The 23726-nt window shown below is 60.4% G+C and carries 27 protein-coding genes; 20 read left to right on the forward strand and 7 right to left on the reverse strand.

Translation table 11 applies throughout. From position 1 onward, the window contains the following. Together E0L37_RS10935 and E0L37_RS10940 are read left to right on the forward strand one after the other, a co-directional pair. Nucleotides 1-662, forward strand: a 662-nt coding sequence (locus tag E0L37_RS10935; RefSeq protein ID WP_205655606.1) for a FecR family protein, incomplete at its 5' end; no start/stop codon positions are given. 427 nt (nucleotides 663-1089) lie between these two features. Next, nucleotides 1090-3468: a TonB-dependent receptor gene (locus tag E0L37_RS10940; RefSeq protein ID WP_133491784.1), complete on the forward strand. Its 2379-nt coding sequence runs from the start codon at nucleotides 1090-1092 to the stop codon at nucleotides 3466-3468. Nucleotides 3469-3494: 26 nt separating this feature from the next. On the opposite strand, the gene E0L37_RS10945 is transcribed toward E0L37_RS10940, so the two are convergent. Next, on the reverse strand, nucleotides 3495-4259 hold the full coding sequence (locus E0L37_RS10945) for a YiiX/YebB-like N1pC/P60 family cysteine hydrolase (protein ID WP_133491785.1): 765 nt from the start codon (nucleotides 4257-4259) through the stop codon (nucleotides 3495-3497). Between the two features lie 145 nt (nucleotides 4260-4404). On the opposite strand from E0L37_RS10945, the gene E0L37_RS10950 reads away from it, so the two are divergent. After that, on the forward strand, nucleotides 4405-5196 hold the full coding sequence (locus E0L37_RS10950; protein ID WP_166643047.1) for a LuxR C-terminal-related transcriptional regulator: 792 nt from the start codon (nucleotides 4405-4407) through the stop codon (nucleotides 5194-5196). On the opposite strand, the gene E0L37_RS10955 is transcribed toward E0L37_RS10950, so the two are convergent. The 4 genes from E0L37_RS10955 to ettA all read right to left on the reverse strand — a co-directional run bounded on the left by E0L37_RS10955 (nucleotide 5147) and on the right by ettA (nucleotide 8458). Next, nucleotides 5147-5845: a DoxX family protein gene (locus E0L37_RS10955; protein WP_133491787.1), complete on the reverse strand. Its 699-nt coding sequence runs from the start codon at nucleotides 5843-5845 to the stop codon at nucleotides 5147-5149. The genes E0L37_RS10950 and E0L37_RS10955 overlap by 50 nt on opposite strands. Nucleotides 5846-5915: 70 nt before the next feature. After that, nucleotides 5916-6152, reverse strand: coding sequence for a zf-HC2 domain-containing protein (locus tag E0L37_RS10960; protein WP_133491788.1), 237 nt, complete (start codon nucleotides 6150-6152; stop codon nucleotides 5916-5918). Continuing rightward, a complete protein-coding gene (locus E0L37_RS10965) occupies nucleotides 6146-6760 on the reverse strand; it encodes an RNA polymerase sigma factor (RefSeq protein ID WP_133491789.1) in 615 nt (204 codons plus the stop codon). The genes E0L37_RS10960 and E0L37_RS10965 overlap by 7 nt, the downstream gene beginning before the upstream one ends. A 30-nt stretch (nucleotides 6761-6790) precedes the next feature. Further along, the gene (gene ettA / locus E0L37_RS10970) at nucleotides 6791-8458 is read right to left on the reverse strand and encodes an energy-dependent translational throttle protein EttA (RefSeq protein ID WP_133491790.1); all 1668 of its coding nucleotides are present in this window, start codon (nucleotides 8456-8458) and stop codon (nucleotides 6791-6793) included. Between the two features lie 203 nt (nucleotides 8459-8661). Here ettA and E0L37_RS10975 point away from each other — a divergent pair, with 203 nt between their 5' ends. The 6 genes from E0L37_RS10975 (at nucleotide 8662) to E0L37_RS11000 (ending at nucleotide 14274) form a co-directional block, all read left to right on the forward strand. After that, complete coding sequence (locus tag E0L37_RS10975) at nucleotides 8662-10251, forward strand: methyl-accepting chemotaxis protein (protein WP_133491791.1); 1590 nt, start codon at nucleotides 8662-8664, stop codon at nucleotides 10249-10251. Nucleotides 10252-10387: 136 nt separating this feature from the next. Beyond that, complete coding sequence (gene glyA / locus E0L37_RS10980; protein ID WP_133491792.1) at nucleotides 10388-11644, forward strand: serine hydroxymethyltransferase; 1257 nt, start codon at nucleotides 10388-10390, stop codon at nucleotides 11642-11644. Nucleotides 11645-11704: 60 nt separating this feature from the next. Further along, entirely contained in the window at nucleotides 11705-12061 is a 357-nt protein-coding gene (locus E0L37_RS10985; protein WP_063140349.1) for a four helix bundle protein, read from the forward strand. A gap of 60 nt (nucleotides 12062-12121) precedes the next feature. Next, on the forward strand, nucleotides 12122-12607 hold the full coding sequence (gene nrdR, locus E0L37_RS10990) for a transcriptional regulator NrdR (protein ID WP_133491793.1): 486 nt from the start codon (nucleotides 12122-12124) through the stop codon (nucleotides 12605-12607). Beyond that, nucleotides 12604-13722 (forward strand): bifunctional diaminohydroxyphosphoribosylaminopyrimidine deaminase/5-amino-6-(5-phosphoribosylamino)uracil reductase RibD, encoded by a 1119-nt coding sequence (ribD, locus tag E0L37_RS10995; RefSeq protein WP_133491794.1) that lies wholly within the window; start codon nucleotides 12604-12606, stop codon nucleotides 13720-13722. The genes nrdR and ribD overlap by 4 nt, the downstream gene beginning before the upstream one ends. A 105-nt stretch (nucleotides 13723-13827) precedes the next feature. After that, nucleotides 13828-14274 (forward strand): VOC family protein, encoded by a 447-nt coding sequence (locus tag E0L37_RS11000; protein ID WP_133491795.1) that lies wholly within the window; start codon nucleotides 13828-13830, stop codon nucleotides 14272-14274. Nucleotides 14275-14409: 135 nt separating this feature from the next. Here E0L37_RS11000 and E0L37_RS11005 read toward each other — a convergent pair whose 3' ends face one another. Further along, the gene (locus E0L37_RS11005; protein WP_133491796.1) at nucleotides 14410-14961 is read right to left on the reverse strand and encodes a TetR/AcrR family transcriptional regulator; all 552 of its coding nucleotides are present in this window, start codon (nucleotides 14959-14961) and stop codon (nucleotides 14410-14412) included. 314 nt (nucleotides 14962-15275) lie between these two features. Here E0L37_RS11005 and E0L37_RS11010 point away from each other — a divergent pair, with 314 nt between their 5' ends. The 5 genes from E0L37_RS11010 to E0L37_RS11030 all read left to right on the forward strand — a co-directional run bounded on the left by E0L37_RS11010 (nucleotide 15276) and on the right by E0L37_RS11030 (nucleotide 18348). Further along, on the forward strand, nucleotides 15276-16010 hold the full coding sequence (locus E0L37_RS11010; RefSeq protein WP_133491797.1) for an RNA polymerase sigma factor: 735 nt from the start codon (nucleotides 15276-15278) through the stop codon (nucleotides 16008-16010). A gap of 97 nt (nucleotides 16011-16107) precedes the next feature. After that, nucleotides 16108-16410, forward strand: coding sequence for a cytochrome c (locus tag E0L37_RS11015; protein WP_133491798.1), 303 nt, complete (start codon nucleotides 16108-16110; stop codon nucleotides 16408-16410). A gap of 423 nt (nucleotides 16411-16833) precedes the next feature. Next, nucleotides 16834-17505, forward strand: a complete 672-nt coding sequence (locus tag E0L37_RS11020; RefSeq protein WP_133491799.1) for a hypothetical protein — start codon at nucleotides 16834-16836, stop codon at nucleotides 17503-17505. A 75-nt stretch (nucleotides 17506-17580) separates the two neighbouring features. Further along, a complete protein-coding gene (locus tag E0L37_RS11025; RefSeq protein ID WP_133491800.1) occupies nucleotides 17581-17919 on the forward strand; it encodes a hypothetical protein in 339 nt (112 codons plus the stop codon). A gap of 3 nt (nucleotides 17920-17922) precedes the next feature. Then, on the forward strand, nucleotides 17923-18348 hold the full coding sequence (locus E0L37_RS11030; protein ID WP_133491801.1) for a DUF2231 domain-containing protein: 426 nt from the start codon (nucleotides 17923-17925) through the stop codon (nucleotides 18346-18348). A gap of 138 nt (nucleotides 18349-18486) precedes the next feature. On the opposite strand, the gene E0L37_RS11035 is transcribed toward E0L37_RS11030, so the two are convergent. Further along, nucleotides 18487-19110 (reverse strand): TetR/AcrR family transcriptional regulator, encoded by a 624-nt coding sequence (locus tag E0L37_RS11035; protein ID WP_166643048.1) that lies wholly within the window; start codon nucleotides 19108-19110, stop codon nucleotides 18487-18489. Nucleotides 19111-19228: 118 nt separating this feature from the next. Here E0L37_RS11035 and E0L37_RS11040 point away from each other — a divergent pair, with 118 nt between their 5' ends. The 6 genes from E0L37_RS11040 to paaE all read left to right on the forward strand — a co-directional run bounded on the left by E0L37_RS11040 (nucleotide 19229) and on the right by paaE (nucleotide 23710). After that, the gene (locus E0L37_RS11040; protein WP_133491803.1) at nucleotides 19229-19609 is read left to right on the forward strand and encodes a cupin domain-containing protein; all 381 of its coding nucleotides are present in this window, start codon (nucleotides 19229-19231) and stop codon (nucleotides 19607-19609) included. A 412-nt stretch (nucleotides 19610-20021) separates the two neighbouring features. Beyond that, complete coding sequence (gene paaA, locus E0L37_RS11045) at nucleotides 20022-21017, forward strand: 1,2-phenylacetyl-CoA epoxidase subunit PaaA (protein WP_133491804.1); 996 nt, start codon at nucleotides 20022-20024, stop codon at nucleotides 21015-21017. Nucleotides 21018-21042: 25 nt separating this feature from the next. Continuing rightward, nucleotides 21043-21324 carry a 1,2-phenylacetyl-CoA epoxidase subunit PaaB gene (paaB, locus tag E0L37_RS11050; protein ID WP_133491805.1) on the forward strand — a complete coding sequence of 94 codons (282 nt, stop codon included), beginning with the start codon at nucleotides 21043-21045 and terminating at the stop codon, nucleotides 21322-21324. Between the two features lie 11 nt (nucleotides 21325-21335). After that, the gene (paaC, locus tag E0L37_RS11055) at nucleotides 21336-22091 is read left to right on the forward strand and encodes a 1,2-phenylacetyl-CoA epoxidase subunit PaaC (RefSeq protein ID WP_133491806.1); all 756 of its coding nucleotides are present in this window, start codon (nucleotides 21336-21338) and stop codon (nucleotides 22089-22091) included. Then, nucleotides 22078-22617, forward strand: coding sequence for a 1,2-phenylacetyl-CoA epoxidase subunit PaaD (paaD, locus tag E0L37_RS11060; protein ID WP_133491807.1), 540 nt, complete (start codon nucleotides 22078-22080; stop codon nucleotides 22615-22617). Before paaC ends, paaD begins: the two co-directional genes overlap by 14 nt. Nucleotides 22618-22633: 16 nt before the next feature. After that, complete coding sequence (gene paaE / locus E0L37_RS11065; RefSeq protein ID WP_133491808.1) at nucleotides 22634-23710, forward strand: 1,2-phenylacetyl-CoA epoxidase subunit PaaE; 1077 nt, start codon at nucleotides 22634-22636, stop codon at nucleotides 23708-23710. Nucleotides 23711-23726 lie beyond the last annotated feature (16 nt).

Genomic DNA, 23726 nt, shown 5'->3' on the forward strand with positions numbered 1-23726 from the left:
AACCCAAAGCGGTGGCGACACGCATGGGGCGGGCGGATCTGCGCACCGCGGTGGGGGAAATTCACGAAGTGACACTGCCAGACGGCAGCCGTTTGTGGTTGAACACGCGCAGCGCGGTGTCTCTCGACTTCAATGCTGACCACCGGCTACTGCGTCTGTGGGCTGGCGAACTGTATCTGGAGACCGCCCGGGATGCCCGCCCCATGCGTGTCGCCACCGCTTTGGGTTCGGCGGCGCCGCTGGGCACCGCCTTCGGAGTGCGCCTCACCGATGGACGACTGCGGGTGCGCGTTGATCGTGGCCGGGTGGCGGTGAGCTCCGTCGTTGGCGACGTCGGCGAGCGACTGGTCGAGGCCGGGCAGGGCGTTATCGTCGATGGCGAGGGGCGTTGGGAGAACCCGCGGCTGCCGACGGAAGAGAGCGCCTGGCGTGACAACCTGCTGGTGGCCAATGGTCGTCGGCTGGGGGATTTCCTTGATGAACTGGCCCGCTATCGGCACGGCGTGCTCCGCTATGACCAGAGCGTGGCGGATCTGAAACTCAGCGGCGGCTTTCCGCTGGACGACACGGATCGCATTCTCCGGGTGCTGGAAGCGACCTTGCCGGTGAAAGTGACACGCCTGACACCCTGGTGGGTCAAAGTCGAATCCGCATCACGCTGATATTCCCTCCACAGTAGCACTGTAGTGGCCTCCGGATTTATGTCTCAAGGGCAACTCGGTCTTTCTTTTGGTTCATCGCGGATTACCGGGAATGTGGACCTCCGTAAAGACCCGCTTTGAGTGAACCGCTGCGTTTTGGACGCCAACGACGACGGACCTTTCTGGAGAGAGGGAAGGATGCTCTTCATCCCGGTATGGAGTGGAAAGGACATCCGTCTTTCTCGGTTACCTCGAAGCGGAGCCGTGTTACGCCTTTGCGGAACCTGCTTCACGACGTTCCCGCAAAGGCGTAACACGGCTCCGCTGTCCCTGATGGAGAGCAATTCTGTTTCCTTTTAAATCGCGACGAACTTTTTTTCCGGTTTTCGCTTTTCGCGGGGCTTAGATCACAAAGGCCTATGCGCAAAACGAAAAACAGGAGAACGACATGCTTTTCAGGCTTCGCCGCCAGCCTTTGATGCTGGCACTTTCCCTCCTTGTGCTGCCCTGCCTGGTGGAACGCCCGGTATGGGCCCAAGAGGCACCAACCGCCACGCCGGAAACCAGTAAGCAAAACTATGACATTGCCGCCGGCCCTCTGGCGGAAGCGCTCGCCCGTTTCGCCGCACAATCCGGCTGGATCGTCTCCGCCAATGCCTCAATGACGGCAGGCCGCCACTCCCAAGGAGTGCGGGGCGCCTACACCCGGCAACGGGCCCTGGCGCAGTTGCTGGCCGGAACCGGCCTTGGCTGGCGGCGGGTGGATGAGCGCTCGGTGGTGCTGACGGCAGCGGCGGCTCCGGCGGTTCTGGAACCGGTGACCGTCACCGCCAGCCGGTCGCAAGCGCAATTAGGGAAAACACCGCAGAAGGTCACCGTCATCACCCGGGAACAGATCGAGGAACAGATGGCCATGACCAGCGACCAGTCCCTGGTGCTGAGCAGCCTGATTCCGTCCTATGCGCCGAGCCGGCAAAAACTGACCAACTACGGTGAAACCTTTCGTGGCCGCAAGCCGCTGTTCCTGATTGATGGTGTGCCTCAATCGAACCCGCTGAGAGACAGCAGCCGGGAAAGTTACACCATCGATCTGTCCATGGTGGATCGCATCGAAGTTATCCACGGCGCCAGTGCCGAGCACGGTTTGGGCGCCACTGGCGGTATCATCAATTTTGTCACCCGGCGCCCGCAAGGTGACGATGTCCACCAACACATCGCCACCAATATCAGCGCCCCCAGCAACTTCGATTCCGACAGTGTCAGTTACATGGGCAGCTATCGGGTGGAAGGCATGACCGGTAACTGGGATTATCTCGCCGGCGTCACCTATCACTCCCGTGGCCTGTTCTATGACGCCAAGGGGGATCCGGTGGGCATCGACCGCAGCCAGGGCGATATCATGGATTCCCAGGGCCATGATGTGATGGTAAAAATCGGCTACTGGTTCGATGACAATCAGAATCTGCAATTCACCGCCAATCGTTTTTTTCTCGAAAGCAATCACGATTACATGACCGTGGATGGCAAGCGATCCATCGGCAGGCCCACCACCTCGGTCAAAGGCGATCCCGGTGGCAAGCCGCCCCGTAACGAAGTGCTGACCACCAGTCTCAACTATCATCACCGTAATTTTCTAGGCAATGACGTGCGGGCCCAGGTGTATACGCAACGGTTCCGGGCCCGGTACGGCGGAGGTGTTTTCTCCGTATTTCAGGATCCGTCTATTGATCCCGGTAACAATCTGTACGATCAATCGCAAAACGAGGCTGACAAGATTGGTGGCAAGTTCACGTTGAACCGGGATGGTCTTTTCGAAGGCCGGGTCAAACTCACTGCCGGTTTCGATGTGATTCAGGACGAGACCAGCCAGATCATGGTGCTGACTCATCGGGAGTGGGTGCCGGAGACACAATTCCGCAATATCGCGCCTTTCCTGCAGGGACTCTGGCGAGTCAATGACCGGCTCACCGCCCAGGCCGGTGTTCGCTACGAGTACGCCGAGCTGGATGTTGATGACTTCACCACGCTGGCGTCCTATGGCGGCGCTCGCATTACCGGCGGCACCCCCAGCTATGATGAAACGCTCTATAACGCCGGCCTGACCTATCAGATCACGGACGGCTGGCAGCTGTTCGCCAGCTACGCGGAAGGCTTCGGGCTGCCGGACGTGGGCCGGGTGTTGCGCGAGATCGACGATCCCAACACCGACATCGAGAAATTCCTCGATCTTCGTCCCATCATTACCGAAAACAGGGAGATCGGGCTGCGGTTTCACCAGCATCCGGTGGACTTTGAGGTCAGCTATTACCAATCTGATTCTGATCTGGGGCAGCGTCTCGAACAAGGTGCCGATGGCTTCACCAAGGTGCGCCGGGAGAAGACAGAGATCGATGGCATGGAAGCCAGTGTTGGCTGGCAGGTTCTGGAGAATCACCGCCTCAGCGCCACCTACGCCAAAGTTCGCGGCCGTTATGACAGCAACGAGGACGGTCGTGTGGATACCAAACTGGATGGACGCAATGTGGCGCCGGATCGGCTGACGCTGCGGTGGCAGGCCAATTGGACCGGGAAGCTGCGCTCCCAGATTCAGGGCACCCATTATTTCAGCCGCCATTTCGATGAGCCGGAGAAACGCTTCGAGGGCTACAACCTGGTGGATCTGGGCCTGATCTATCAATTACCGAAAGGGCAGTTGAGCGCGGGACTGGAAAACCTGTTCAACGAGGACTATTTCACCTACTTCTCGCAATCCGGGACCACCACCAACAGCCAGTATTTCAAAGGGCGTGGCCGTGTCGTGACGGTGGGATACAGCCTGGACTTCTAGCGGGCCCGGCGGCGTCAGCAAGCGGCTCAGTGATCCGATGCCGTCGCCGCGCTTTCCGGTGACCAATTGACCCGATAGGGATCGAAACCCCGCAGGGACGGCTTGATCACCTGAAAATACGGTGAGATATCAAAATCTCTCGGCGCGAACAGACTGTAGTGGCGAATATGCAGGATCTCCCTGCAATAGCTTTGTTGGGCCGGATCGCACTGATTTTCCCATTCGACGTCGGGCAGGATCGGGTAGCGGACCGACTGAAACGCCTGGGCGATCAGCGTGGAACAAATTGCGCGGGTGGGGTCACCGCTGCCCAGTGCCAGCATGCGGCGGCGCCAGCGGCTGGGAGCAGGCGGTGTCTGAATCAGGTAGCGGGCCAGATCGACGATATTGCGCAGGTCGTAGCGGTACCCCACCCGCTCGCGGGCGTAGTTGACCGCCCGCGACAGGTCTTCAGTGGTGAGCCCGATGCTGCGGCAGATCCGGGTGTGAAAGCCTCGGTAGTGATCAAGCGGAACCTCGCGCACGCCCTGTTCTAGGTCTGCCTCGATCAGGCGGCAGTGTCGCGGGGATGGGGCGGTGGCGACCACCAGCGCGGCGTGGGACCAGGTGGACTGGGTCAGATATTTCACCGCCGAACTGAACCGACTGGTACCTTCCACCAGCAGGACGTCACCCACTTGCACCGTGTCCGCGAGAAGTTGGAGCCCGGTGGCGGGGGCCAGCGACAGATGCGGCCGGTCGCGGCCCAGATAACGCACCAGATGGCGGCCTAACCACCAGCGAACGCCCATGATCCACCTCTTGTTTCAGTTTATTGAAACCATAACGCAAACGAATGCGAAACAGGAGATGAGCCGACCGGGCTTGCTATGTCGTGGCGGGAAACGGGTAGAATGGAGACGAAGCCGACCTTGGGGATCAATAATAATCCGCTTCATGTCCAATACTGTTCGCGAGCACATTCATCGTATTTGGGACCGACTGGCCGATTTTCCCGAGCCGTTGCTGGGGACGGATGGGCTGCGTTACCTGCTGGAATCCATCAGCGAGCTGATTGATGCCGATCATGGCTATTGGCTCAGCTGTTTCCTGCTCGGTCATCTGGATGCCAACAAGGACCCCATGCTGGGCTGGCGGCCCGGCCCCATGTTTTTCTACAAGGAAATGTCCGACGACAAGTCGGTGGTGAAGAACAACATGGAAAAGTTCGAGGCGGGGGAATACCCGGTGGATGAAAGTACGCGCAATCATGTGCGCAAGGCCGGGCGTTTTCGCGCCACGTTGATGCGGGACCACGTTTCGGCGGCCTTCTTCAACGGACCGCACTACCGGCATTATTATCAACGCCGCAACATCACCGATACCTTCTTCGTGGCGGCACCGGTCAATGCCGACACCGAAGTCTATTTCTGCTTCAACCGGGTCGGCAGCGAACAGCCATTTGGCAAGGCGGAACTGGATATCGCCGTGGAGGCGTTGCGCAGCCTGGGCTGGTTCCACAAAAAAGTACTGCTGGGGCACGGTCTGCTGATCGCCCGTCAGCCACTCACGCCCACCGAAAAAAAGGTGATGCATCATCTGTTGACCGGCCTGGCGGAAAAACAGATCGCGGAAAAGCTGGATCAGAAAGCCGACACCACTCATAAACATGTCGGCAGTATCTATCGTAAGTTCAATGTCAGGAGCCGGGCCGCTCTAACGGCTCTCTGGCTGGGACAGCGGAACTGAGGCCACTGATGAGGCGGGATGCCCAGTAATCCAGACTCAGAAATCGGCCCGCGCCATGGAAAAACAAGATCATCAGCATGATCAGATAAGTGGCGGCGAACTCGATGCCGTTATTGAGTACCACGAAAGTGCCTTTCTCCGTTAGCCAATCATAATGGCCATGTTCCCGTAACAGAGCACGGGCCTGCGTCAATCGTTCGCCGACGCCGGCGCTGTTCTCAAGGCTTGCCTCGGCGGCGGGAATGCCCAGCGCCGCCAGCGGGCGTGCCATGCTGGTTTCCGCGTTGGACGGCGCGATGGCGAACCAGCCGTTGGGCCAATGCACGGCGAAGATGGCGACCAGCATGGTGGCCATCAAGGGGAGGCTGATCAGGCGGGTGGCCAGGCCAAGAAGCAGCATAACGCCACCGATCAACTCGGCGGCGGTGGCCAGGAATGCCAGCAGCCAGGGAAAGGGCAGGCCCAGGCCCCACTCCGGGTTACCGAACCAGGCGACGGTGGCGTCGAAGGCGTTCAGTTTGTTGAGACCGGCGCTGAAAAACACCGGTGCCAGGTATAACCTCAGCGCCAGGGGCGCCAGGAAGTCCAGAGTACGGGCGCGCTCCAGCAGCGCCTGGACGCGAAGGCCAAGAACAGAGGGGAATGACATGCCGGCATCCTGTTTTATGGAAGTCGGAATAGAGATGCCGTGGTGGTGCGAATGTTACAAACAGCGCCGCTCAGGAAGGGCGGCGCGGCAATCGCGCCAGGATGGCGTCCACCTGGTCATCACCAAGAGGGGCATCCGGGGCTTGGTGGCGTAGATGCTCGGTAAGCGCGTCCAGCTGCCGCACGTAGCGGCGGCAGTGGCGACAGATCATGAGATGGGTGCGCAGGGCCAGGCGTTCTCCAAGGCTCAACGGAGTACCATCGACCAGGGCGTCGGCGCGCTGTACCACTTCTTTGCACTTCAACATTCGCCGGTCTCCTGAAAGTGATCCACCAGTTGGAACAGCCGCGTGCGGGCGCGATGCAGCAGTACCCGGACATTGGATGGGCTGATCTCGAGAATGTTACAGATAGCATCGAAATCCAGGCCCTGAATATCGCGCAGCTCCAGTACCAGGCGCTGGTTCTCCGGCATGGCTCCAAGATGCTTGTCCATGCAGCGCTTCAATTCGTTCCGGGTCAATAACGCGTCCGGCCCGTGCAGTTCCCAGGTGAGTGGCGGCGTCCGCCAGTGACCGTTGCCGCGAAAGCGGTGGGCCAGGGCGTCGCCGGTGTCCTCGGTGGGGTCAAACTGGATCTCGCGGCCGTGGCGGCGCAGTTGCATGCGGGCCTGATTAATGACGATGCGGGTGAGCCAAGTCAGCAGGGTGCTGCGGCCCTCGAAACGGGCCAGGGCGCCGTGGGCGGCGATCCAGCCGTCCTGCACCGCCTCCTCTGCGTCCGCCGGTTGCAGCAGGCTGCGGGCGGTACTGAGAAGCCGGGGATGGTAGTGCTTTACCAACAGGGCAAAAGCAGCGCGGTCACCGCGGCGCAAGCGCTCGACAAAATCCGGACTTTCCAGTTGCGATTCGCTCATCGGCCGCGGTTTCCGCCTGGTGGGAGAGAGTTACACCTCGATACGCTTGTACTTCATGCGTTTGGGCTGCAGGGCATCATCGCCCAGCTGCTTGCGCTTGAACTCCTCGTATTCGGTGTAGGATCCCTCGAACCACTCCACGTTGGCGTCGCCTTCGAACGAGAGGATGTGGGTCGCCACCCGGTCCAGGAACCAGCGATCGTGGGAGATCACGATGGCGCAGCCGGGGAACGCCAGCAGTGCTTCTTCAAGGGCTCTCAGGGTTTCCACGTCCAGGTCGTTGGTGGGTTCGTCCAACAGCAGCACGTTGGCGCCCTGCTTGAGCAACTTGGCCAGATGCAGCCGGTTGCGTTCCCCGCCGGACAGGTCCTTGACCCGTTTCTGCTGGTCGGCGCCCTTGAAGTTGAAGCGGCCGAGATAGGCGCGGCTCGGGACTTCGTAGTTGCCTATCTTGAGGATATCCAAACCGTCGGAGACTTCCTCCCACACGCTCTTGTTGCCGTCCAGGTCCTCGCGGCTCTGATCCACATAGGCCAGGTCCACGGTGTCGCCGATCTCGATCTCGCCGCTGTCCGGTGTCTCCTGTCCGGCGAACATACGGAACAGGGTGGTTTTACCGGCGCCGTTGGGGCCGATGATGCCGACGATGGCGCCGCGGGGCACCGAGAAATTCAGATTCTCGTAGAGCATCTTGTCATCGAAGTGCTTGCTGACGCCCTTCACTTCGAACACTTTCTCGCCAAGGCGTTCGCCCGGCGGGATATACAGCTCCTGGGTTTCGTTGCGCTTCTGGAATTCCTGGCTGGCCAGTTCCTCGAAGGCGGACACCCGGGCCTTGTTCTTGGCACGACGGCCCTTCGGATTCTGCCGTACCCATTCCAGTTCTTTCTCCACCGTCTTGCGGTGCGCGGATTCGCTCTTGGCTTCCTGCTCCAGGCGCTGTTCCTTCTGCTCCAGCCAGGAGGAATAGTTGCCTTTCCAGGGGATGCCTTCGCCACGGTCCAGCTCCAGGATCCATTCGCAGGAGTTGTCCAGGAAGTAGCGGTCGTGGGTCACCGCCACCACGGTGCCGGGGAACTCGTGCAGGAAGCGTTCCAGCCAGGCCACGGACTCGGCGTCCAGGTGGTTGGTGGGCTCGTCCAGCAACAGCATGTCCGGAGCGCTCATCAGCAGGCGGCACAGGGCCACCCGGCGCTTCTCGCCCCCGGACAGGTTCTTCACCGAGGCTTCCCAGGGCGGCAAGCGCAAGGCGTCGGCGGCGATATCCAGTTTGCGCTCCAGATTGTGGGCGTCGGCGGTTTCGATGATCGCTTCCAGCCGCGCCTGCTCCTCGGCCAGCTTGTCGAAGTCGGCATTTTCGTCGGCGTAGGCGGCGTAGACCTCTTCCAGCCGGGTCTGGGCATTGCGGATTTCGGACAGCGCTTCCTCAACGATCTCGCGCACGTTCTTTTCCGGATCCAGCTCCGGTTCCTGGGGCAGATAGCCGATATTGATGCCGGCCATCGGGCGGGCTTCGCCGATGTAGTCCTTGTCCACCCCGGCCATGATTTTCAGCAGGGTGGATTTCCCCGAGCCGTTGAGACCGAGCACGCCGATCTTGGCACCGGGGAAGAATGACAGGGAGATGTCCTTCAGGATCTGCTTCTTCGGGGGGACCACCTTGCCCACCCGGTCCAGGGTGAAGATGTATTGAGACATAGAAAATGGCTTGCCTGACAGTGCGTTAAGGCCCCGCTAGGCGGGGGCCGGGGTGTGGCGCCTAAACTAACCGAAGGCGCGGGAGGATGAAAGCCCGGTGCGGGCCGGGATCCTCAAGAAGCGGCTGGTTCCGCCGATAACACGGCCACGAAACCCGATTCCACTTTCCGAAGCGGGTGTGTTGGACCTTTCAGGAGCAGGCCGTGCTGGCAAAACTCAACCGGATCAATGTGAAGTATGGGGTCGCCTTCATCGGGGTGGCATTGGCGTTGTGGATCGTGGTGGGAGTGAACGTACTGCTGGTGAACTCGGTGAAACAGCGGATGCTGGAGTTCGGCGACCGGTTCACGCCGGCCATCACCGAAGTGGTCAACGCCGACCGCGACCTGTATCAGGCCCGGCTGGCGGAAATGGCCTTTCTGCGCGGCATTCCCGGTACGCCGGAAGCGCGGGCCAATCAGGCTTTCTATGAGGAGAACGCGGTCCAGGCCCAGGAGCGCATCGCGCGCATGGCGGAGCTGATGGACGGCTACATGGATACCGGCGGCAAGGCCGATGAGTACCGGCAGCTCTATGAAACCTGGCGGCGCGAATCGGCCAAGGTGTTCCAGCTTTATAATGACGAGTTGGTGGGGGAGGCCATGGAGCAGTTGGATGGGCCGTCCCAGGCCAGCTTCGACGCCCTGCGCGCCTTCTATGATCAGGCCGGTGACAATGTCGCCGCGCGCATCCGGGCGTTGCAGGAAGAGACCTTGGAGACGGTTCGGCTCCAGCAACTGGCCATCAGTGTCTTCGCCGTGATCATCGGCGTGCTGGCGATCGCCATCGCCCTGATCGGCCCGCACCTGATGTCCCGGGCGATCCGCCAGATCACCCGGCGTATCCGTGAGATCAGCGAAGGGGATGGCGATCTGACCGCCCGCATCCACAGCCGCCGCAGCGATGAGATCGGTGAACTGGCGGATCAGTTCAACGCCTTCATCGGGCGTATCGACGGTACCTTGTCAAAAGTGCGCGACAGCGCCTTGAGCGTGAAGACCGCCGCCGAGGAGATCGCCCGCGGCAGCCAGGAACTGTCCGCCCGTACCGAGCAAACGGCGGCCAACCTGCAGGAAACCTCCGCCTCCATGGAGCAAATCACCCACACCGTGCACAACACCTCGGACGCCAGCGGCAAGGCGACCCAACTGGTTCGTGGCACCGTGGATGTGGCGCGGCGGGGGCAAGCGGCCATGCAGGAAGTGGAGCAGACCATGGCGCGCATCAACGACTCTTCCACCCGCATTGCCGATATCGTCACCCTGATCGATGGCATTGCCTTCCAGACCAACATCCTGGCGTTGAACGCGTCGGTGGAGGCGGCCCGGGCTGGTGAGCACGGCAAAGGCTTCGCGGTGGTGGCCCAGGAAGTGCGTACCCTGGCCAGCCGTTCCGGGGAAGCGGCCAAGGAGATCCGCGAGCTGATCGGTACCTCGGTGAACTGGACTCGCTCCGGCGCCACCCAGGTGGAGGACACTGGCCGCACCATGGAGGAGATCCTCGCCGCCATCGAGAAGGTCAACGCGGTGATCGCCGAGATCAGCACCGGCGCCCAGGAGCAGAGTCTCGGTATTGGCCAGGTCAACACGGCGGTGACGGAACTGGACACCATGACCCAGCACAACGCCTCCATGGTCGAGGAAACCAACGCCGCCGCTGGCGAGATGCGCGACCAGGCCGAGTCCCTGAGCGCGGTGATCGGTGCTTTTCGGCTCAGTGAGCGCGCCTCCGGCCGGGAGCAGACGCCCTCCTGAGGCCAAATGGCCCCGCGCCGGCGGGATTTGCCCGGTTCAAGTCGTCATGAGCGCCATTCAAGTGCCAAAGGGCGGGGTTTTGGTTAGAATACGCGCCCCTGAATCCCCAACCAGACCGTACCTTAGAGGGTAGCCCATGTTCCCCAAATCCATGTCCATCGCCGAGTTCGACCCGGAAATCCAGGCCGCCATCGACGCCGAGCGTCTGCGCCAGGAGCAGCACATCGAGTTGATCGCCTCCGAGAACTACGCTTCTCCGCGGGTGATGGAAGCCCAGGGCTCCGTGCTCACCAACAAGTACGCCGAGGGCTACCCGGGCAAGCGCTACTACGGTGGCTGCGAGAACGTGGACGTGGTGGAGCAACTGGCCATCGACCGTGCCTGCCAGCTGTTCGGCGCGGACTGGGCCAACGTGCAGCCGCACTCCGGCTCCCAGGCCAACGCCGCCGTCTACATGGCGGTGCTGCAACCCGGTGACACCGTGCTGGGCATGAGCCTGGACGCCGGTGGCCACCTGACCCACGGCGCCAAGCCCAACTTCTCCGGCAAGATGTACAACGCCATTCAGTATGGTCTGGACAACGAAACCGGCCTGATCGACTATGATCAGGTGGCGGAACTGGCCCGCGAGCACAAGCCGAAAATGATCGTCGCCGGCTTCTCCGCGTATTCCCAGGTGGTGGACTGGCAGCGTTTCCGCGCCATCGCCGACGAGGTGGGCGCGGTGTTGATGGTGGACATGGCCCACGTGGCCGGTCTGATCGCCGCTGGCGTCTACCCGAGCCCGGTGGGCATCGCCGACATCACCACCACCACCACCCACAAAACCCTGGGTGGCCCCCGTGGCGGCCTGATCATGGGCAAGGCCAACGAAGACCTGCAGAAGAAGATCAATTCCGCCGTCTTCCCCGGCGGCCAGGGCGGCCCTCTGGAGCATGTCATCGCCGCCAAGGCGATCTGCTTCAAGGAAGCCATGGACGAGTCCTTCAAGAGCTATCAGCAGAACGTGGTCAAGAACGCCCAGGCCATGGCCCGGGTGTTCATCGAGCGCGGTTTCGATGTGGTCTCCAACGGTACCGAAAACCACCTGTTCCTGCTCAGCCTGATCAAGCAGGACATCACCGGTAAGGACGCCGACGCCGCCCTCGGCCGCGCCCACATCACCGTCAACAAGAATGCCGTCCCCAACGATCCGCGTTCCCCGTTCGTCACCTCCGGCCTGCGCATCGGCTCCCCCGCCATCACCCGCCGCGGCTTCAACGAGCAGGACGCCGCCGACCTCGCCGGCTGGATCTGCGACATCCTCGACAACATGGGCGACGAAGCGGTGATCGACGAAGTGCGTGGGAAGGTCGGTGAGATCTGCGCGCGGTTGCCGGTCTATGAGCGGTAAAGGGTGAATTGATAGTTGACAGTGGACAGTTGACAGCGAAAACAAAACGAGGCGTCAAGGATGACGACAAGATTCGTGGCGCGGGAGAAATCCCGCGCTTTTGCATTGCGGGTGGTGAAGTGTTGCCGATTGCTCCAGGAAGAGATGCGGGAATACGTATTGAGCAAGCAATTGCTCCGTAGCGGTACCGCGATTGGGGCACTGATTCGTGAAGCGGAGCAGGCTGAGAGTCGGGCGGATTTCGTTCATAAACTGGCGATTGCACTGAAGGAAGCCAACGAAACCGAGTATTGGTTGGATTTATTGACTGAGTCTGGCTATTTAGATTTGCGGCACGGACGGTCTATGATGGCGGATACCAAAGAGTTATTAAGAATTCTGACAGCCATTATCAGAACCACCAAGGCTCGAGGATAACGCGGGTTGCTGGTTTTTTAGCTATCAACTGTCAACTATCAACTGTCAACTGGTCTTCCCATGTACTGTCCCTTCTGCGGCGCGCAAGATACCAAGGTGATCGATTCGCGGCTGGTGGCCGATGGCGGCCAGGTGCGGCGCCGGCGTGAGTGTCTGAGCTGCAACGAGCGGTTCACCACCTTTGAAACCGCCGAGCTGGTGATGCCGCGGGTGATCAAGTCCGACGGTACCCGTCAGCCGTTCGATGAGAGCAAGCTTCGTGCCGGTATGCAGCGGGCACTGGAGAAGCGTCCGGTGAGCGTGGAGGACCTGGAAGCCGCCATCAGTCGCATTTGTCATCAACTGCGGGCCACCGGTGAGCGGGAATTGCCGGCGCGGGAGCTGGGGGAATTCGTCATGGAGGCGTTGCAACAGTTGGACGACGTGGCCTACGTGCGCTTCGCCTCGGTCTACCGCAGCTTCCAGGACATTTCCGAATTCGCCGCCGAAGTGGATCGATTGCGAAGCCGGACTGGTGATAAAAAGGACGGCAAGGACGGCGCATGAGCGATCCGGCCTTTGATCAGCATTGCATGATCCGGGCCCTGCAACTGGCCCGGAGAGGACTGTATACCACCGATCCCAACCCCCGTGTGGGCTGCGTCATCGCCCGGGACGGGCGGATCATCGCCGAGGGCTTTCATGCCCGCGCCGGCGAGCCCCATGCCGAACGTCATGCGCTCGCCATCGCTGGCGCCGAGGCGCGCGGCGCCACCGCCTATGTCACCCTCGAGCCTTGTTCCCACACCGGCCGCACCGGCCCCTGCGCCGACGCCCTGGTCGAGGCCGGCGTCGCCCGCGTGGTGGCGGCCATGGAGGACCCGAACCCGCAAGTGGCCGGTAACGGTTTTGGCAAGTTGCGCGCCGCCGGTATTCAGGTGGAAGTGGGGCTGCAAGAGGCGGAAGCCCGGGCCCTGAATCCCGGGTTCAGCCGCCGCATGCGCGGTGAGCGGCCCTGGGTGCGTATCAAAGTGGCCGCCAGCGTGGACGGCCGGACCGCCATGGCCAGCGGCGAATCCCAGTGGATTACGGGCCCAGAGGCCCGCGAGGACGTGCAACGGCTGCGCGCGCGCAGCTCGGCGGTGATCACCGGCATCGGCACGGTGCTGGCGGACCGGCCTTCCTGCACCGTGCGCGCGGACCAGTGGCGGCTGGGCGAATACGGCTCCGATCAGGTCCGCCAACCTTTGCGGGTGATCCTCGACCGGCGCTTGCGCACGCCGGTGGACGTCCCCGTGGTCACCGCCGCGGGTCCCTGCCTGATCGTCGGCGGCGAAGCCCATCCCGAACGGCAGCGTGCCCTGGAAGCGACCGGCGCCGAGGTCATGCACCTGCCCAGCTCCGGCTCCGGCGTGGATCTGAAAGCGCTGCTGGCGGACCTGAGCCGGCGGGAATGTAACGAAATCCTGGTGGAATGCGGCGCCACCCTGGCCGGGGCCTTCGTCCGCGAAGCGCTGTTCGACGAATTGATTGTCTACATGGCACCGGCGCTGCTCGGCACCGATGCCCGTGGCCTGCTCACCTTGCCGCTGGTACGCATGGCGGAAAAAGTATCCCTGCGCTGGGCTGATGTGCGGCAACTGGGCAACGACCTGCGGCTGACGCTGGTACCAGGACATTGAACCGCTGTGGGAAGCTGCCTGGGCAGCGAATAGTTTGTCCCGGTGTTCGACGCTATCCTCTAAAAGGGAAGAGGGAAGAATCAGAGCCAAAGAGCGGATTGGTCTATGCATCGAGGCGGCGGACAAGGTATTAACCACATAACACTGTCGGTCTCCGACCTGGACCGCTCCCTGAGGTTCTATACCGATATCGTTGGCATGACAGCCGCTGTGCGTTGGGATGGCGGTGCTTATCTTCGGTCCGGTGGCGATTGGGTTTGCTTATCCTTGGACAATCGGACTCGGCAAGGCCCTTTGCCGGAATACTCGCACGTTGCCTTTTCCCTCACGGAATCGGCGTTCCGGGAAAAGGCTGACCTGCTGCGCCGCCATGGCGTCTCTCTCTGGAAAGACAATCGCAGCGAAGGCGACTCCCTTTATTTCCTTGATCCCGACGGCCATAAGCTGGAGTTTCACCGCGGCGATCTGGCCTCCCGTTTAAGAGCGTTGAGGGAGAAACCCTATTCCGGATTGCAGTGGCTGGAGGACGAGGCCGGGGATAAGTCATCCTGAGTCCACGGCGAGTCGGGGGGACCGTTCCGGAAGCCATGGCGGTTGTCGAATCCCGGCCTTTCCGTCCGACCATGAGACCTGGTCGTACCGGCCTCTGTTCCCGTTGGGCGCGCCGGATCGGGACTAACCAGCCCGCTAACGGGTGAGATAGTTCCGCAGCAGGTCATACAGCTCATCCTGGAGTTGTTGCTGTTCCGCCGCTGACGGGTAATCGCTCACCGCCCGGTGCGCCACGGCTTCCAGGCTGGTTTCCACCACCACGGCGGCCAGAGCCGGCTGGCGTCCGGGAGCCAGCTGATCGGCATGACGGCATAGAAAGGCTTCGATCAGGCCGGTGAGACGGTGGCTGGTGTCCCGCGCCCGGCGTAAGCGGTCCACATTGGGCAATTGCTCCATCAACACCCGGTGCAGCGCCGGGTCCAGGCGTTGCATGTCCAGGCCGGCGTGAATCAGCGTCCGCAGACCGCCTTCCAACCCGGCCGCGTCGTCGCCTTCCAGAGCCCGGTCCATCACCTCCAGCAGGCCCTGGGCATGCCGATCCACCAGCGCCGCCACCAGCGACTCCAGATTGGGAAAGTACTGATACAGCGAACCGATGCTGACGCCGGCCCGTTCGGCGATGCGGGCGGTGGTGGCGCCCTTGTAATCGTGGGCCACCAAATGTGAAATATGAGGGAAAACTCGCATGATGTTCCAGGCACAACAATGTGGCCACGCATGGCCCTGTCTTGTCCCTTAGCGCTCACCCAGGAGCCCGCTATGTCCTCCAGCGCCGTCGATCTGCGGCAGGCCGCGGATAGCCTGTCCGTCGATCCGCCTTTTGCCCTGCTCGGGCACCATCGCTGTGACGAGGAATCCTGGTTAACTGCCGGTGCTTGATGGGGCCGCTGGGATATATATCTGCCGTGAACCCTGGGGTGGCTCGACCAGCTTTAACCGGGAACGTAGCGTATTCCGGTGGCGTCAAAGTACTTGAGATTGCAACTGTGAGTGCTCCATTGATGTTGAACCCTGCTGAAATCGTCAATGACAGAAGTAGCGACGCAGAGTTGGCCCAACGAATGGTTGCCGGCGATACCAATGCTCTGGAATGTTTGATGCGTCGTTATAACCAATCCCTCTATCGCGCTGCACGCAGCATTTTGAAGGACGAACAAGATGCGGAAGAATCCGTGCAGGACGCCTACTTGAAAGCTTATCGCAATATCGGCCAATTTGATGGTTCCGCCAAGCTATCTACTTGGCTGACCCGCATCGCAATCAACGAAGCGCTGGCCCGACGGCGTAAGCACCAGCGTCGTACAACCATCATGCGAATAGATTCCGATGCTAGCGCGGAGTCACTCACCGCCGAGGATGTCTACGTGCCTCACATCAGACCATGTTTGGCCTCTTCGGACGGCCCGGAACAGGACGCCTTGCGTGCCGAAATCCGCCACTTGATCGAGTGTAGTATCGACAAACTCCCCGAGCCCTTTCGTTGTGTGTTTGTCCTGCGGGCACTGGGAGAAATGACAGTTGAAGAAACCGCTGACTGCCTTGGTCTGCCAGAAGCCACGGTGCGATCTCGCCATTTTCGTGCTCGTGGCTTGATGCGCGAAGCCATTGCGCGCGAAGTAGACCTCAGTTATGAGGATGTCTTTGGTTTTGACGGTGCACGGTGTGACCGTATTGTGGCTGATGTACTGGCTCAATTGGCGGTGAAGATGAACCGTGTTCCGCCGGCGGGCTCGTGAGGTTGAAAGTCTAGGAACGTTGGGGAACTTGCCGTATCCAGCTAATGGGATACAGCCCCCAAGCGGACCATGGAAACACAAACCGGGGGAGCTTCTCATGGCCTGCTTTATGATTTTGGTTGTACTGTTTATCTTTGCTCCGATCACTCAGGCTGCCGACCTGAATGCAGGCGAACAGAAAGCGGCTGCTTGCGCTGGTTGTCATGGGATCGACGGATTAAGCAATACTCCAACCATTCCTAATCTGGCTGGGCAGAATACAGAGTACCTGAAAATTCAATTGCGTAAATTTCGCGAAGGTTCACGCAGTAATCCAATCATGAACGGAATGGCTAAAACGCTCAGCGATAGGGATATCGAAAACCTGGCGGCGTACTTTGCCAGCCTAAACAACAAATAGCGCCATGTCTGAAATTGATCAATCTGGCCTCGGCATCCGACGACGGTCGTGATGTGTGTGAACGGGTTGATCACTCCCAAAACGTCATGGGCCACGTCGCTGTCAGGAAGAATATGGCCCGATCAGTCTTTTATATGCTCGTTAATACCTGGTGGTCAGGATCTCGGGACGAGATGTTTGCAGGCCAGAATGACCGGAACACTTGACCACCAGGAGTCTTCATACGCTTTCGTGCGCCATTTGCCGGGTTGCTTCCACACATCCGATGAGATTGTCCGTTGTGGCTGCGAACTTGAATGGCCGGCCGTAACCAGGATTGTCTCCTTTCCGGGAACGTGAGGGGCGCTGGCATCATCTTATAAGTGCCAATCTTACGACACGGTTAAATCGTACGGCTTATTCAAATTCCAAGGAGATCATTTGATGCTAGTTAAAACTCGTTTTGGCTCTCTGATAAGCACGGTTACTGTAACTCTGGCGATATCCTCACTGGGGACCATGAGTGGTTGTGCCAGTAATGACGATGCCAGCGGCCGTCAGGCGTTAGTGGGAAGTTCAGACGTTTCCGGTCCGTCCAACATGTTTGGCGGGCCTTCATATCAAGGTGAGCCCGCCTTGGTGGTCACCGCAACTCTGGTCAGGGCTGGTGGCGGTGCCGAGGAATTCAGCTTTGCCAAGGCGTTGGTGACAATGCTGGGTGAGGAAATCGTCAACGCCGAAGTTGCCAAATTAATACAGCAATATGGTCAAGAAGAAGTTGACATCTTTATTGGCGGTATGGATTTGGCCGTTAATCTCAGCCTTAAGCACGCCACGCAGGCCGGAATCACCTTGCCTGCTCCCGCCGAGTTAAACGGCATTGAACTGGCCGAAACTCTGGTGAGTGCAGGTACAGCTCCCGATGGCACATTTTGGAGCGGCTATCTCTTCGATAAGGCTGTATCCAATGGAATTCACCATCAGGTCATGGTGGACATCAACAGCAGTGTGGGTTATGAGGCGGATTTGATCACCCACAAGATACTGAATCAGGCGATGTATGACGTGGCACAAGTATTGGGCATGAAGCAGGTTAAATTAGCCGGCTTGCACTAGATTCAGACCAGAATAACAGCAGTGGCCTTCCGCTACATGTGCTGCGCCGTGATCCTGGTTTATGAGGAACTTCCTATGTTGAATTACGCGTTGGTTGTATTTGGCATTGCTGCCATTGGCGGGCTGGTGCTCGCTGTCAGTGTGCTGCGTGATAAATTCGCTCCCTGGCTTCTTTCCATACTGCATGCCTTACTCGGTGCGGTCGGCCTTGTTCTTCTGATTGGCATCCTCATGCAGGGCCCGGCGCCGCGGCAGGCGCAGATTGGTTTCGTACTGCTGTTGATTGCCGCGCTGGCCGGGTTTTTTTTGGCATCGTTTCATTTGCGCCAGAAATTTCCGCCCAAAGCGGTGGTGGCGGTACATGCGGGGATCGCTGTTGCGGGATTTTTTACTTTGCTGGCCTTGGTGATCTGAACCGTGCGGCATCCCTTGCATCCAGTACTGGTACATTTTCCTGTTGCCTGTTGGTCACTGGCCGTGGCGGCGGATTTCGCCAGTCTTCATTCGGGTGAGCTCGCCTGGCGTTGGTCGGCGGGCCTGCTGACAGTGGGCTGCTGCTCGGCTGTGCTTGCCATGCCGACTGGCCTGCTGGAACTTTCCAAGGTTCCGGAAGGCCGGCCATTGGCCGACTGCTACCGGCATATGGGCTTGATGATGTTGGCGTTTGCCCTGTTTGGCCTGCGCTTATTGGTGGGACTGGATCAGATGCAACCCGTGGCTCCGAATAAGATGGCGCTGGCGCTGGATGTCGGGGGCTTTGCCAGTCTGGTGGTTGGCGGCTGGTACGGGGGAAAACTGGTCTATGGGCACGGGATTGGCCAAGCGGAAGACCGGCACCGATGACCTGTGTTACCTGAGTCAGCTGAAGTGGTTTCTTGGCGAACGTTTCGCTCCAACGTACAAGGTGTGATCCGTTAATAGACGGCAGTGGCCTGCGCCAAAAGGTAAATGCAGGTATGCCTGAAAGTGTGCTGACGCCGGTTAACTGGTGAGATAGTTCAATAACAGATCATACAATTCGTCCTGAAGCCGTTGCTGTTCCGCCGCTGACGGGTAATCGTTCACCGCCCGGTGCGCCACGGCTTCCAGGCTGGTTTCCACCACCACGGCGGCCAGAGCCGGCTGGCGTCCGGGAGCCAGCTGATCGGCATGACGGCATAGAAAGGCTTCGATCAGGCCGGTGAGACGGTGGCTGGTGTCCCGCGCCCGGCGTAAGCGGTCCACATTGGGCAATTGCTCCATCAACACCCGGTGCAGCGCCGGGTCCAGGCGTTGCATGTCCAGGCCGGCGTGAATCAGCGTCCGCAGACCGCCTTCCAACCCGGCCGCGTCGTCGCCTTCCAGAGCCCGGTCCATCACCTCCAGCAGGCCCTGGGCATGCCGATCCACCAGCGCCGCCACCAGCGACTCCAGATTGGGAAAGTACTGATACAGCGAACCGATGCTGACGCCGGCCCGTTCGGCGATGCGGGCGGTGGTGGCGCCCTTGTAATCGTGGGCCACCAAAACCTGAGCCGTGGCTTCCAGCAGGGCTTCCACCGTGGCGTGGGAGCGGGCCTGACGCGGCTGTTTACGGGGCTCCGTGGACGTCGAGGAGGGTGGCATGGCGGGCTCCGGAATGCGAATGGGAAATGTGAGGAAACACTCGCATAATTTCTGAAGCGCAACAACGTTGCCATCCTTCGATCCCCTGTTGTCCATCACTGCTAACAAGGAGCCCGCTATGTCCTCCGTCGCCGTCAATCTGCGGCAAGCCGTGGACGCCATTCCCGACGATCAGCCTTTCTCCCTGCTCGGCCACCATCGCTGCGACGAGGAGTCCATGGTCGGGGTGATCACCATTCACAACACTCGTTCCGATGGCAGTTGGGAGCGTCACCCACGTGGCGATGAGCTGCTGGTGATCCTGGACGGTCGTCTGACCATGCGGGTGCGGCAGCCGGATGGGACCTTGCTGGCCCATGAACTGGCCTCCGGCCACGCGCTGCTGATTCCCCGTGGCCTGCCGCACACGGCCACCCTGCATACCCCTTCCATCCAGGTGCTGTTCGTCACCCCCCGTCACGGTACCGAGGAGTGGGTGGAACCACTGCCTGCCGGTTAGGGCCTGTTCACGCTATTTGCATCCAGCAGGCGCGATGCAAATAGCGTGAACAGGCCCTAAGAGCGTCGGTCTTCCCTGATTCATATCGCCGCGCCGGTCCGGATACCCGACCGGCGTTTTGCTATGCGCGGAAAAATCCCCTAAAGAGTCCGCGATTTGGATCCTCATTCTGGGTACTACCGTATCGGATTGATGATCCTTTGGGCTATCAAGATGTCTTTTAAAGGAATGGGGCTGTGTTTCTATTTTTGGATAACTTATTGATTAATAAGAATATATATAAAAAACAGTGAAATAATGATAAGGGACGTCAAAACATGACACATAAACTTGTTATTGACATAAATTTATGTGTCATATAATACTGTCCCTATGGGTGGCACCACCGCCACGACGGAGCAGGGAGAACCTCATGTACGCACAGCAGGTGGATACCGGCGCCAAGCGCCTGAAAAGCCTGGAGGAGATGAGTCCGGAAGAGAGGCACTTCCAGGAGAAGGTGGATGCGGAAGTGCGCATCGAGCCGAAGAACTGGATGCCCGAAGGCTACCGCAAGACGCTGATCCGGCAGATCTCGCAGCACGCCCATTCCGAGATCGTCGGCATGCTGCCGGAAGGCAACTGGCTGACCCGGGCGCCGACCTTGAAGCGTAAGTTGCAGCTGATGGCGAAGATCCAGGACGAAGCCGGTCACGGCCTGTACCTGTACAGCGCCATGGAGACCCTCGGCGCCGACCGCGACGAGGAAATCGAAAAGCTGCATCGCGGCGAGGTGAAATTCTCCTCCATCTTCACCTACCCGACATTGACCTGGGCCGACATGGGCGCCATCGGCTGGTTGGTGGACGGTGCCGCCATCGTCAACCAGGTGCCGCTGCAGCGTTGCTCCTACGGACCCTATGCCCGCGCCATGATCCGCGTGTGCAAGGAAGAGAGTTTCCACCAGCGCCAGGGTTACGAAATCCTGCTCACCATGATGCGTGAAGGCACCGACGAGCAGAAAGCCATGGTGCAGGATGCGATCAATCGTTTCTGGTGGCCATCACTGATGATGTTCGGCCCCTCCGACGCCAACTCACCGAACTCCGCCCAATCCATGGCCTGGAAAATCAAACGCCACGGCAATGACGAACTGCGCCAGCGTTTCCTCGATCAGACCGTGCCGCAACTGGAATTCCTTGGCTGTACCGCGCCGGACCCGGACCTGAAATGGAATGAGGAAACCGGCCACTACGACTTCGGTGAGATCAACTGGCAGGAGTTCTTCGATGTGCTCAAGGGCCACAGCCCCTGCGGCGTCGAGCGTATTCAACAGCGCAAGAGCGCCATCGACGAAGGCCAGTGGGTGCGTGACGCCGCCGTGGCGTATGCCCGCAATCAAGAGCGGAAAGCAAAAAGCGCCGCCTGAACCGAATTAACTGATCGAGACGAACATGGCTGACTGGACCCTCTACGAAGTCTTCGTGCGCAGCAAGCACGGCCTCAACCACAAACACGTGGGCAGCGTGCATGCCGCTGATGCCCAGATGGCGCTGGAAAACGCCCGTGAACTGTACACCCGCCGAAGCGAAGGCGTGAGCCTTTGGGTGGTGCCCGCCGGGCAAATCACCGCCAGCGCCGGCGATGAGAAAGAACCCTTCTTCGACCCGGCCGACGACAAGGTCTACCGCCACGCCAGCTTCTACAAGCTGCCCCCGGAAGTGGACCAGATGTGAGGATGCCGACCATGGAAACCCGTGAAGCACTCACCGAATACCTTCTTCGCCTGGCCGATACCGATATGGTCTTGGCTCAACGGCTGTGCGAATGGTGCGGGAACGCCCCGGCACTGGAAGAAGAAGTGGCGATGATGAACGTGGGCCTTGATCTGCTGGGGCAGGCGCGCAACTGGTACGACTACGCCGCCGAACTGCTCGACGACGGCCGTGACGCCGATCACCTGGCCTTCCGCCGCAACGAGCGCGAATACCGCAATCTGCTGATCGCGGAGCAGCCGCGCGGCGACTACGCCGTGACCACCGCCAAGCAGTTCCTGTTTGACGTCTGGCATCACCAGGTGCTTGCCCGGCTCACCGGATCCAGCGATGAACGCATCGCCGCGGTCGCCGCGAAGGCCCTTAAGGAAGCCTCCTACCACCGCCGCCGTTCCACCGAATGGATGCTGCGGCTGGGGCAGGGCACTGAGGAAAGCCACCGCCGTCTTGCCGACGCGGTGCAAAACCTGTGGCGCTTCACTTACGAACTGACCGACACCGACGCCATTGAAGACCAACTCGCCGACGCCAACATTGGCGCGGGTAATGTCGGGGAGGCCTGGCGTGATGAAGTGGCCCGCGTGTTCCGCGAAGCCGATCTGGAATTGCCGGAACTGGCGCGTCACTTCTACATGGATGGCAAGAACGGCAAGCACACCGAGCATCTGGGCTTTTTGCTGGCCGAGATGCAGTACCTGCAACGAGCGTACCCCGATGCAACCTGGTGAGCTGATCTATCGCGAGCGGACCGCTTTTACCGGCACCCCTCTGGGCGAAGCGGATCTCGAGCGTGCCTGGGACTGTCTGGTCGAAGTGATGGATCCGGAAGTGCCGGTGGTCAGCGTCGTGGATCTCGGCATGATCCGCGCGGTGGCGTGGGACCAGGACCGTCTGCACGTAAAAGTCTCGCCCACCTATTCCGGCTGTCCGGCCACCGAGGTGATCGAGCGCGATGTCAGAGACGCGCTGGAACGCTTCGGCTTTCGCGACCCGTGTATCGAGCGGGTGCTGGCGCCGGCCTGGACCACCGACTGGATCACCGACACGGGCCGCGAAGCGCTCAAGAGCTACGGCATCGCGCCGCCGCCCAAGGGGCGCGGTCGAGATACTTTGCGTGATCCGGGACCGGCGGACTGCCCGCACTGCGGCAGCACTCACACCGAACAACTCAGCGAATTCGGCTCCACCGCGTGCAAGGCGCTTTACCGCTGCCGTGACTGCCTGGAGCCGTTCGACTATTTCAAGTGCCTTTAAGACAAGAGCGCCTGACATGAACCAATTTCATCCATTAAAAATTCGCGAAGTGCGACCGGAAACCCGAGAGGCGGTGTCCATCGCCTTCGACATCCCGCCGGAACTGACCGACGCTTTCCGTTTCACCCAGGGCCAGCACCTGATCGTGCGCACCCGGATGGACGGCGAGGAAGTGCGCCGCTCCTACTCCATCTGCACCGGCGTCCATGACGGTGACCTGCGCGTGGCGGTGAAGAAAGTGCCCGGCGGCCGTTTCTCCGGCTTCGCCAATGGTGAACTGAAGGAAGGCGACACTCTGGAGGTCATGCCGCCCAGTGGTCACTTCTACGTCGATCTGGACGCGGAACGTGAAGTCGAGTACCTGGCCGTGGCCGCCGGCAGCGGTATCACGCCAATTCTGTCGATCATAAAAACCACGCTGGAAACCGAACCGAAAAGCCGCTTCACGCTGCTTTATGGCAACCGCTCCAGTAATTCCACCCTGTTCCGGGAAGCGCTCAGTGACCTGAAGAACGCGTATCTCGGCCGCCTGAATATCATCTATCTGTTCAGCCGCGAACAGCAGGACGTGGACCTCTACAACGGCCGCCTCGACGCCGACAAATGCGACGCCATCTTCTCCCGCTGGCTCGACACCCCGAACCTGTATGCCGCCTTCCTCTGCGGCCCGCAATCCATGACTGAAACCGTCCGCGATCGTCTCGTCGGCAACGGCCTGGATAAAAGCCGCGTGCACTTCGAACTGTTCGGCGTGGAAGGGCAGGCGCAACGTAAGCATCGCGCCCCGGAAGAAGTTGCCGAGGACGAAGCCAAAACCCAGGTCACCATCATCGCCGACGGCCGCGAAGTGCTTGTCGAACTGCCCCGGGACAGCAAGAACATCCTCGACGCCGCCAACGAACACGGCGCCGACCTGCCGTTCTCCTGCAAGGCCGGCGTCTGCTCCACCTGCCGCTGCAAGGTGGTGGAAGGCGAAGTGGAAATGGACAACAACTTCGCCCTGGAAGACTACGAAGTCGCCGCCGGTTACGTGCTCTCCTGCCAGAGCTACCCGATCACCGACAAGGTCGTCCTCGACTTCGACCAGCCCTAAGGCATCGCTGACAGAG

This window comes from Alcanivorax sp. 24 (assembly GCF_004360225.1).
Classification (GTDB): domain Bacteria; phylum Pseudomonadota; class Gammaproteobacteria; order Pseudomonadales; family Alcanivoracaceae; genus Alloalcanivorax; species Alloalcanivorax xiamenensis.

What these genes read in the sequence shown, in the direction of transcription:
- E0L37_RS10940 (WP_133491784.1), top strand. Translation starts at nt 1,090, where the DNA reads ATGCTTTTCAGGCTTCGCCGCCAGCCTTTGATGCTGGCACTTTCCCTC.
- E0L37_RS10945 (WP_133491785.1), bottom strand. Translation starts at nt 4,259, where the DNA reads ATGGGCGTTCGCTGGTGGTTAGGCCGCCATCTGGTGCGTTATCTGGGC.
- E0L37_RS10950 (WP_166643047.1), top strand. Translation starts at nt 4,405, where the DNA reads ATGTCCAATACTGTTCGCGAGCACATTCATCGTATTTGGGACCGACTG.
- E0L37_RS10955 (WP_133491787.1), bottom strand. Translation starts at nt 5,845, where the DNA reads ATGTCATTCCCCTCTGTTCTTGGCCTTCGCGTCCAGGCGCTGCTGGAG.
- E0L37_RS10960 (WP_133491788.1), bottom strand. Translation starts at nt 6,152, where the DNA reads ATGTTGAAGTGCAAAGAAGTGGTACAGCGCGCCGACGCCCTGGTCGAT.
- E0L37_RS10965 (WP_133491789.1), bottom strand. Translation starts at nt 6,760, where the DNA reads ATGAGCGAATCGCAACTGGAAAGTCCGGATTTTGTCGAGCGCTTGCGC.
- ettA (WP_133491790.1), bottom strand. Translation starts at nt 8,458, where the DNA reads ATGTCTCAATACATCTTCACCCTGGACCGGGTGGGCAAGGTGGTCCCC.
- glyA (WP_133491792.1), top strand. Translation starts at nt 10,388, where the DNA reads ATGTTCCCCAAATCCATGTCCATCGCCGAGTTCGACCCGGAAATCCAG.
- E0L37_RS10985 (WP_063140349.1), top strand. Translation starts at nt 11,705, where the DNA reads ATGACGACAAGATTCGTGGCGCGGGAGAAATCCCGCGCTTTTGCATTG.
- nrdR (WP_133491793.1), top strand. Translation starts at nt 12,122, where the DNA reads ATGTACTGTCCCTTCTGCGGCGCGCAAGATACCAAGGTGATCGATTCG.
- ribD (WP_133491794.1), top strand. Translation starts at nt 12,604, where the DNA reads ATGAGCGATCCGGCCTTTGATCAGCATTGCATGATCCGGGCCCTGCAA.
- E0L37_RS11000 (WP_133491795.1), top strand. Translation starts at nt 13,828, where the DNA reads ATGCATCGAGGCGGCGGACAAGGTATTAACCACATAACACTGTCGGTC.
- E0L37_RS11005 (WP_133491796.1), bottom strand. Translation starts at nt 14,961, where the DNA reads ATGCGAGTTTTCCCTCATATTTCACATTTGGTGGCCCACGATTACAAG.
- E0L37_RS11010 (WP_133491797.1), top strand. Translation starts at nt 15,276, where the DNA reads ATGTTGAACCCTGCTGAAATCGTCAATGACAGAAGTAGCGACGCAGAG.
- E0L37_RS11015 (WP_133491798.1), top strand. Translation starts at nt 16,108, where the DNA reads ATGGCCTGCTTTATGATTTTGGTTGTACTGTTTATCTTTGCTCCGATC.
- E0L37_RS11020 (WP_133491799.1), top strand. Translation starts at nt 16,834, where the DNA reads ATGCTAGTTAAAACTCGTTTTGGCTCTCTGATAAGCACGGTTACTGTA.
- E0L37_RS11025 (WP_133491800.1), top strand. Translation starts at nt 17,581, where the DNA reads ATGTTGAATTACGCGTTGGTTGTATTTGGCATTGCTGCCATTGGCGGG.
- E0L37_RS11035 (WP_166643048.1), bottom strand. Translation starts at nt 19,110, where the DNA reads ATGCCACCCTCCTCGACGTCCACGGAGCCCCGTAAACAGCCGCGTCAG.
- E0L37_RS11040 (WP_133491803.1), top strand. Translation starts at nt 19,229, where the DNA reads ATGTCCTCCGTCGCCGTCAATCTGCGGCAAGCCGTGGACGCCATTCCC.
- paaA (WP_133491804.1), top strand. Translation starts at nt 20,022, where the DNA reads ATGTACGCACAGCAGGTGGATACCGGCGCCAAGCGCCTGAAAAGCCTG.
- paaB (WP_133491805.1), top strand. Translation starts at nt 21,043, where the DNA reads ATGGCTGACTGGACCCTCTACGAAGTCTTCGTGCGCAGCAAGCACGGC.
- paaC (WP_133491806.1), top strand. Translation starts at nt 21,336, where the DNA reads ATGGAAACCCGTGAAGCACTCACCGAATACCTTCTTCGCCTGGCCGAT.
- paaD (WP_133491807.1), top strand. Translation starts at nt 22,078, where the DNA reads ATGCAACCTGGTGAGCTGATCTATCGCGAGCGGACCGCTTTTACCGGC.
- paaE (WP_133491808.1), top strand. Translation starts at nt 22,634, where the DNA reads ATGAACCAATTTCATCCATTAAAAATTCGCGAAGTGCGACCGGAAACC.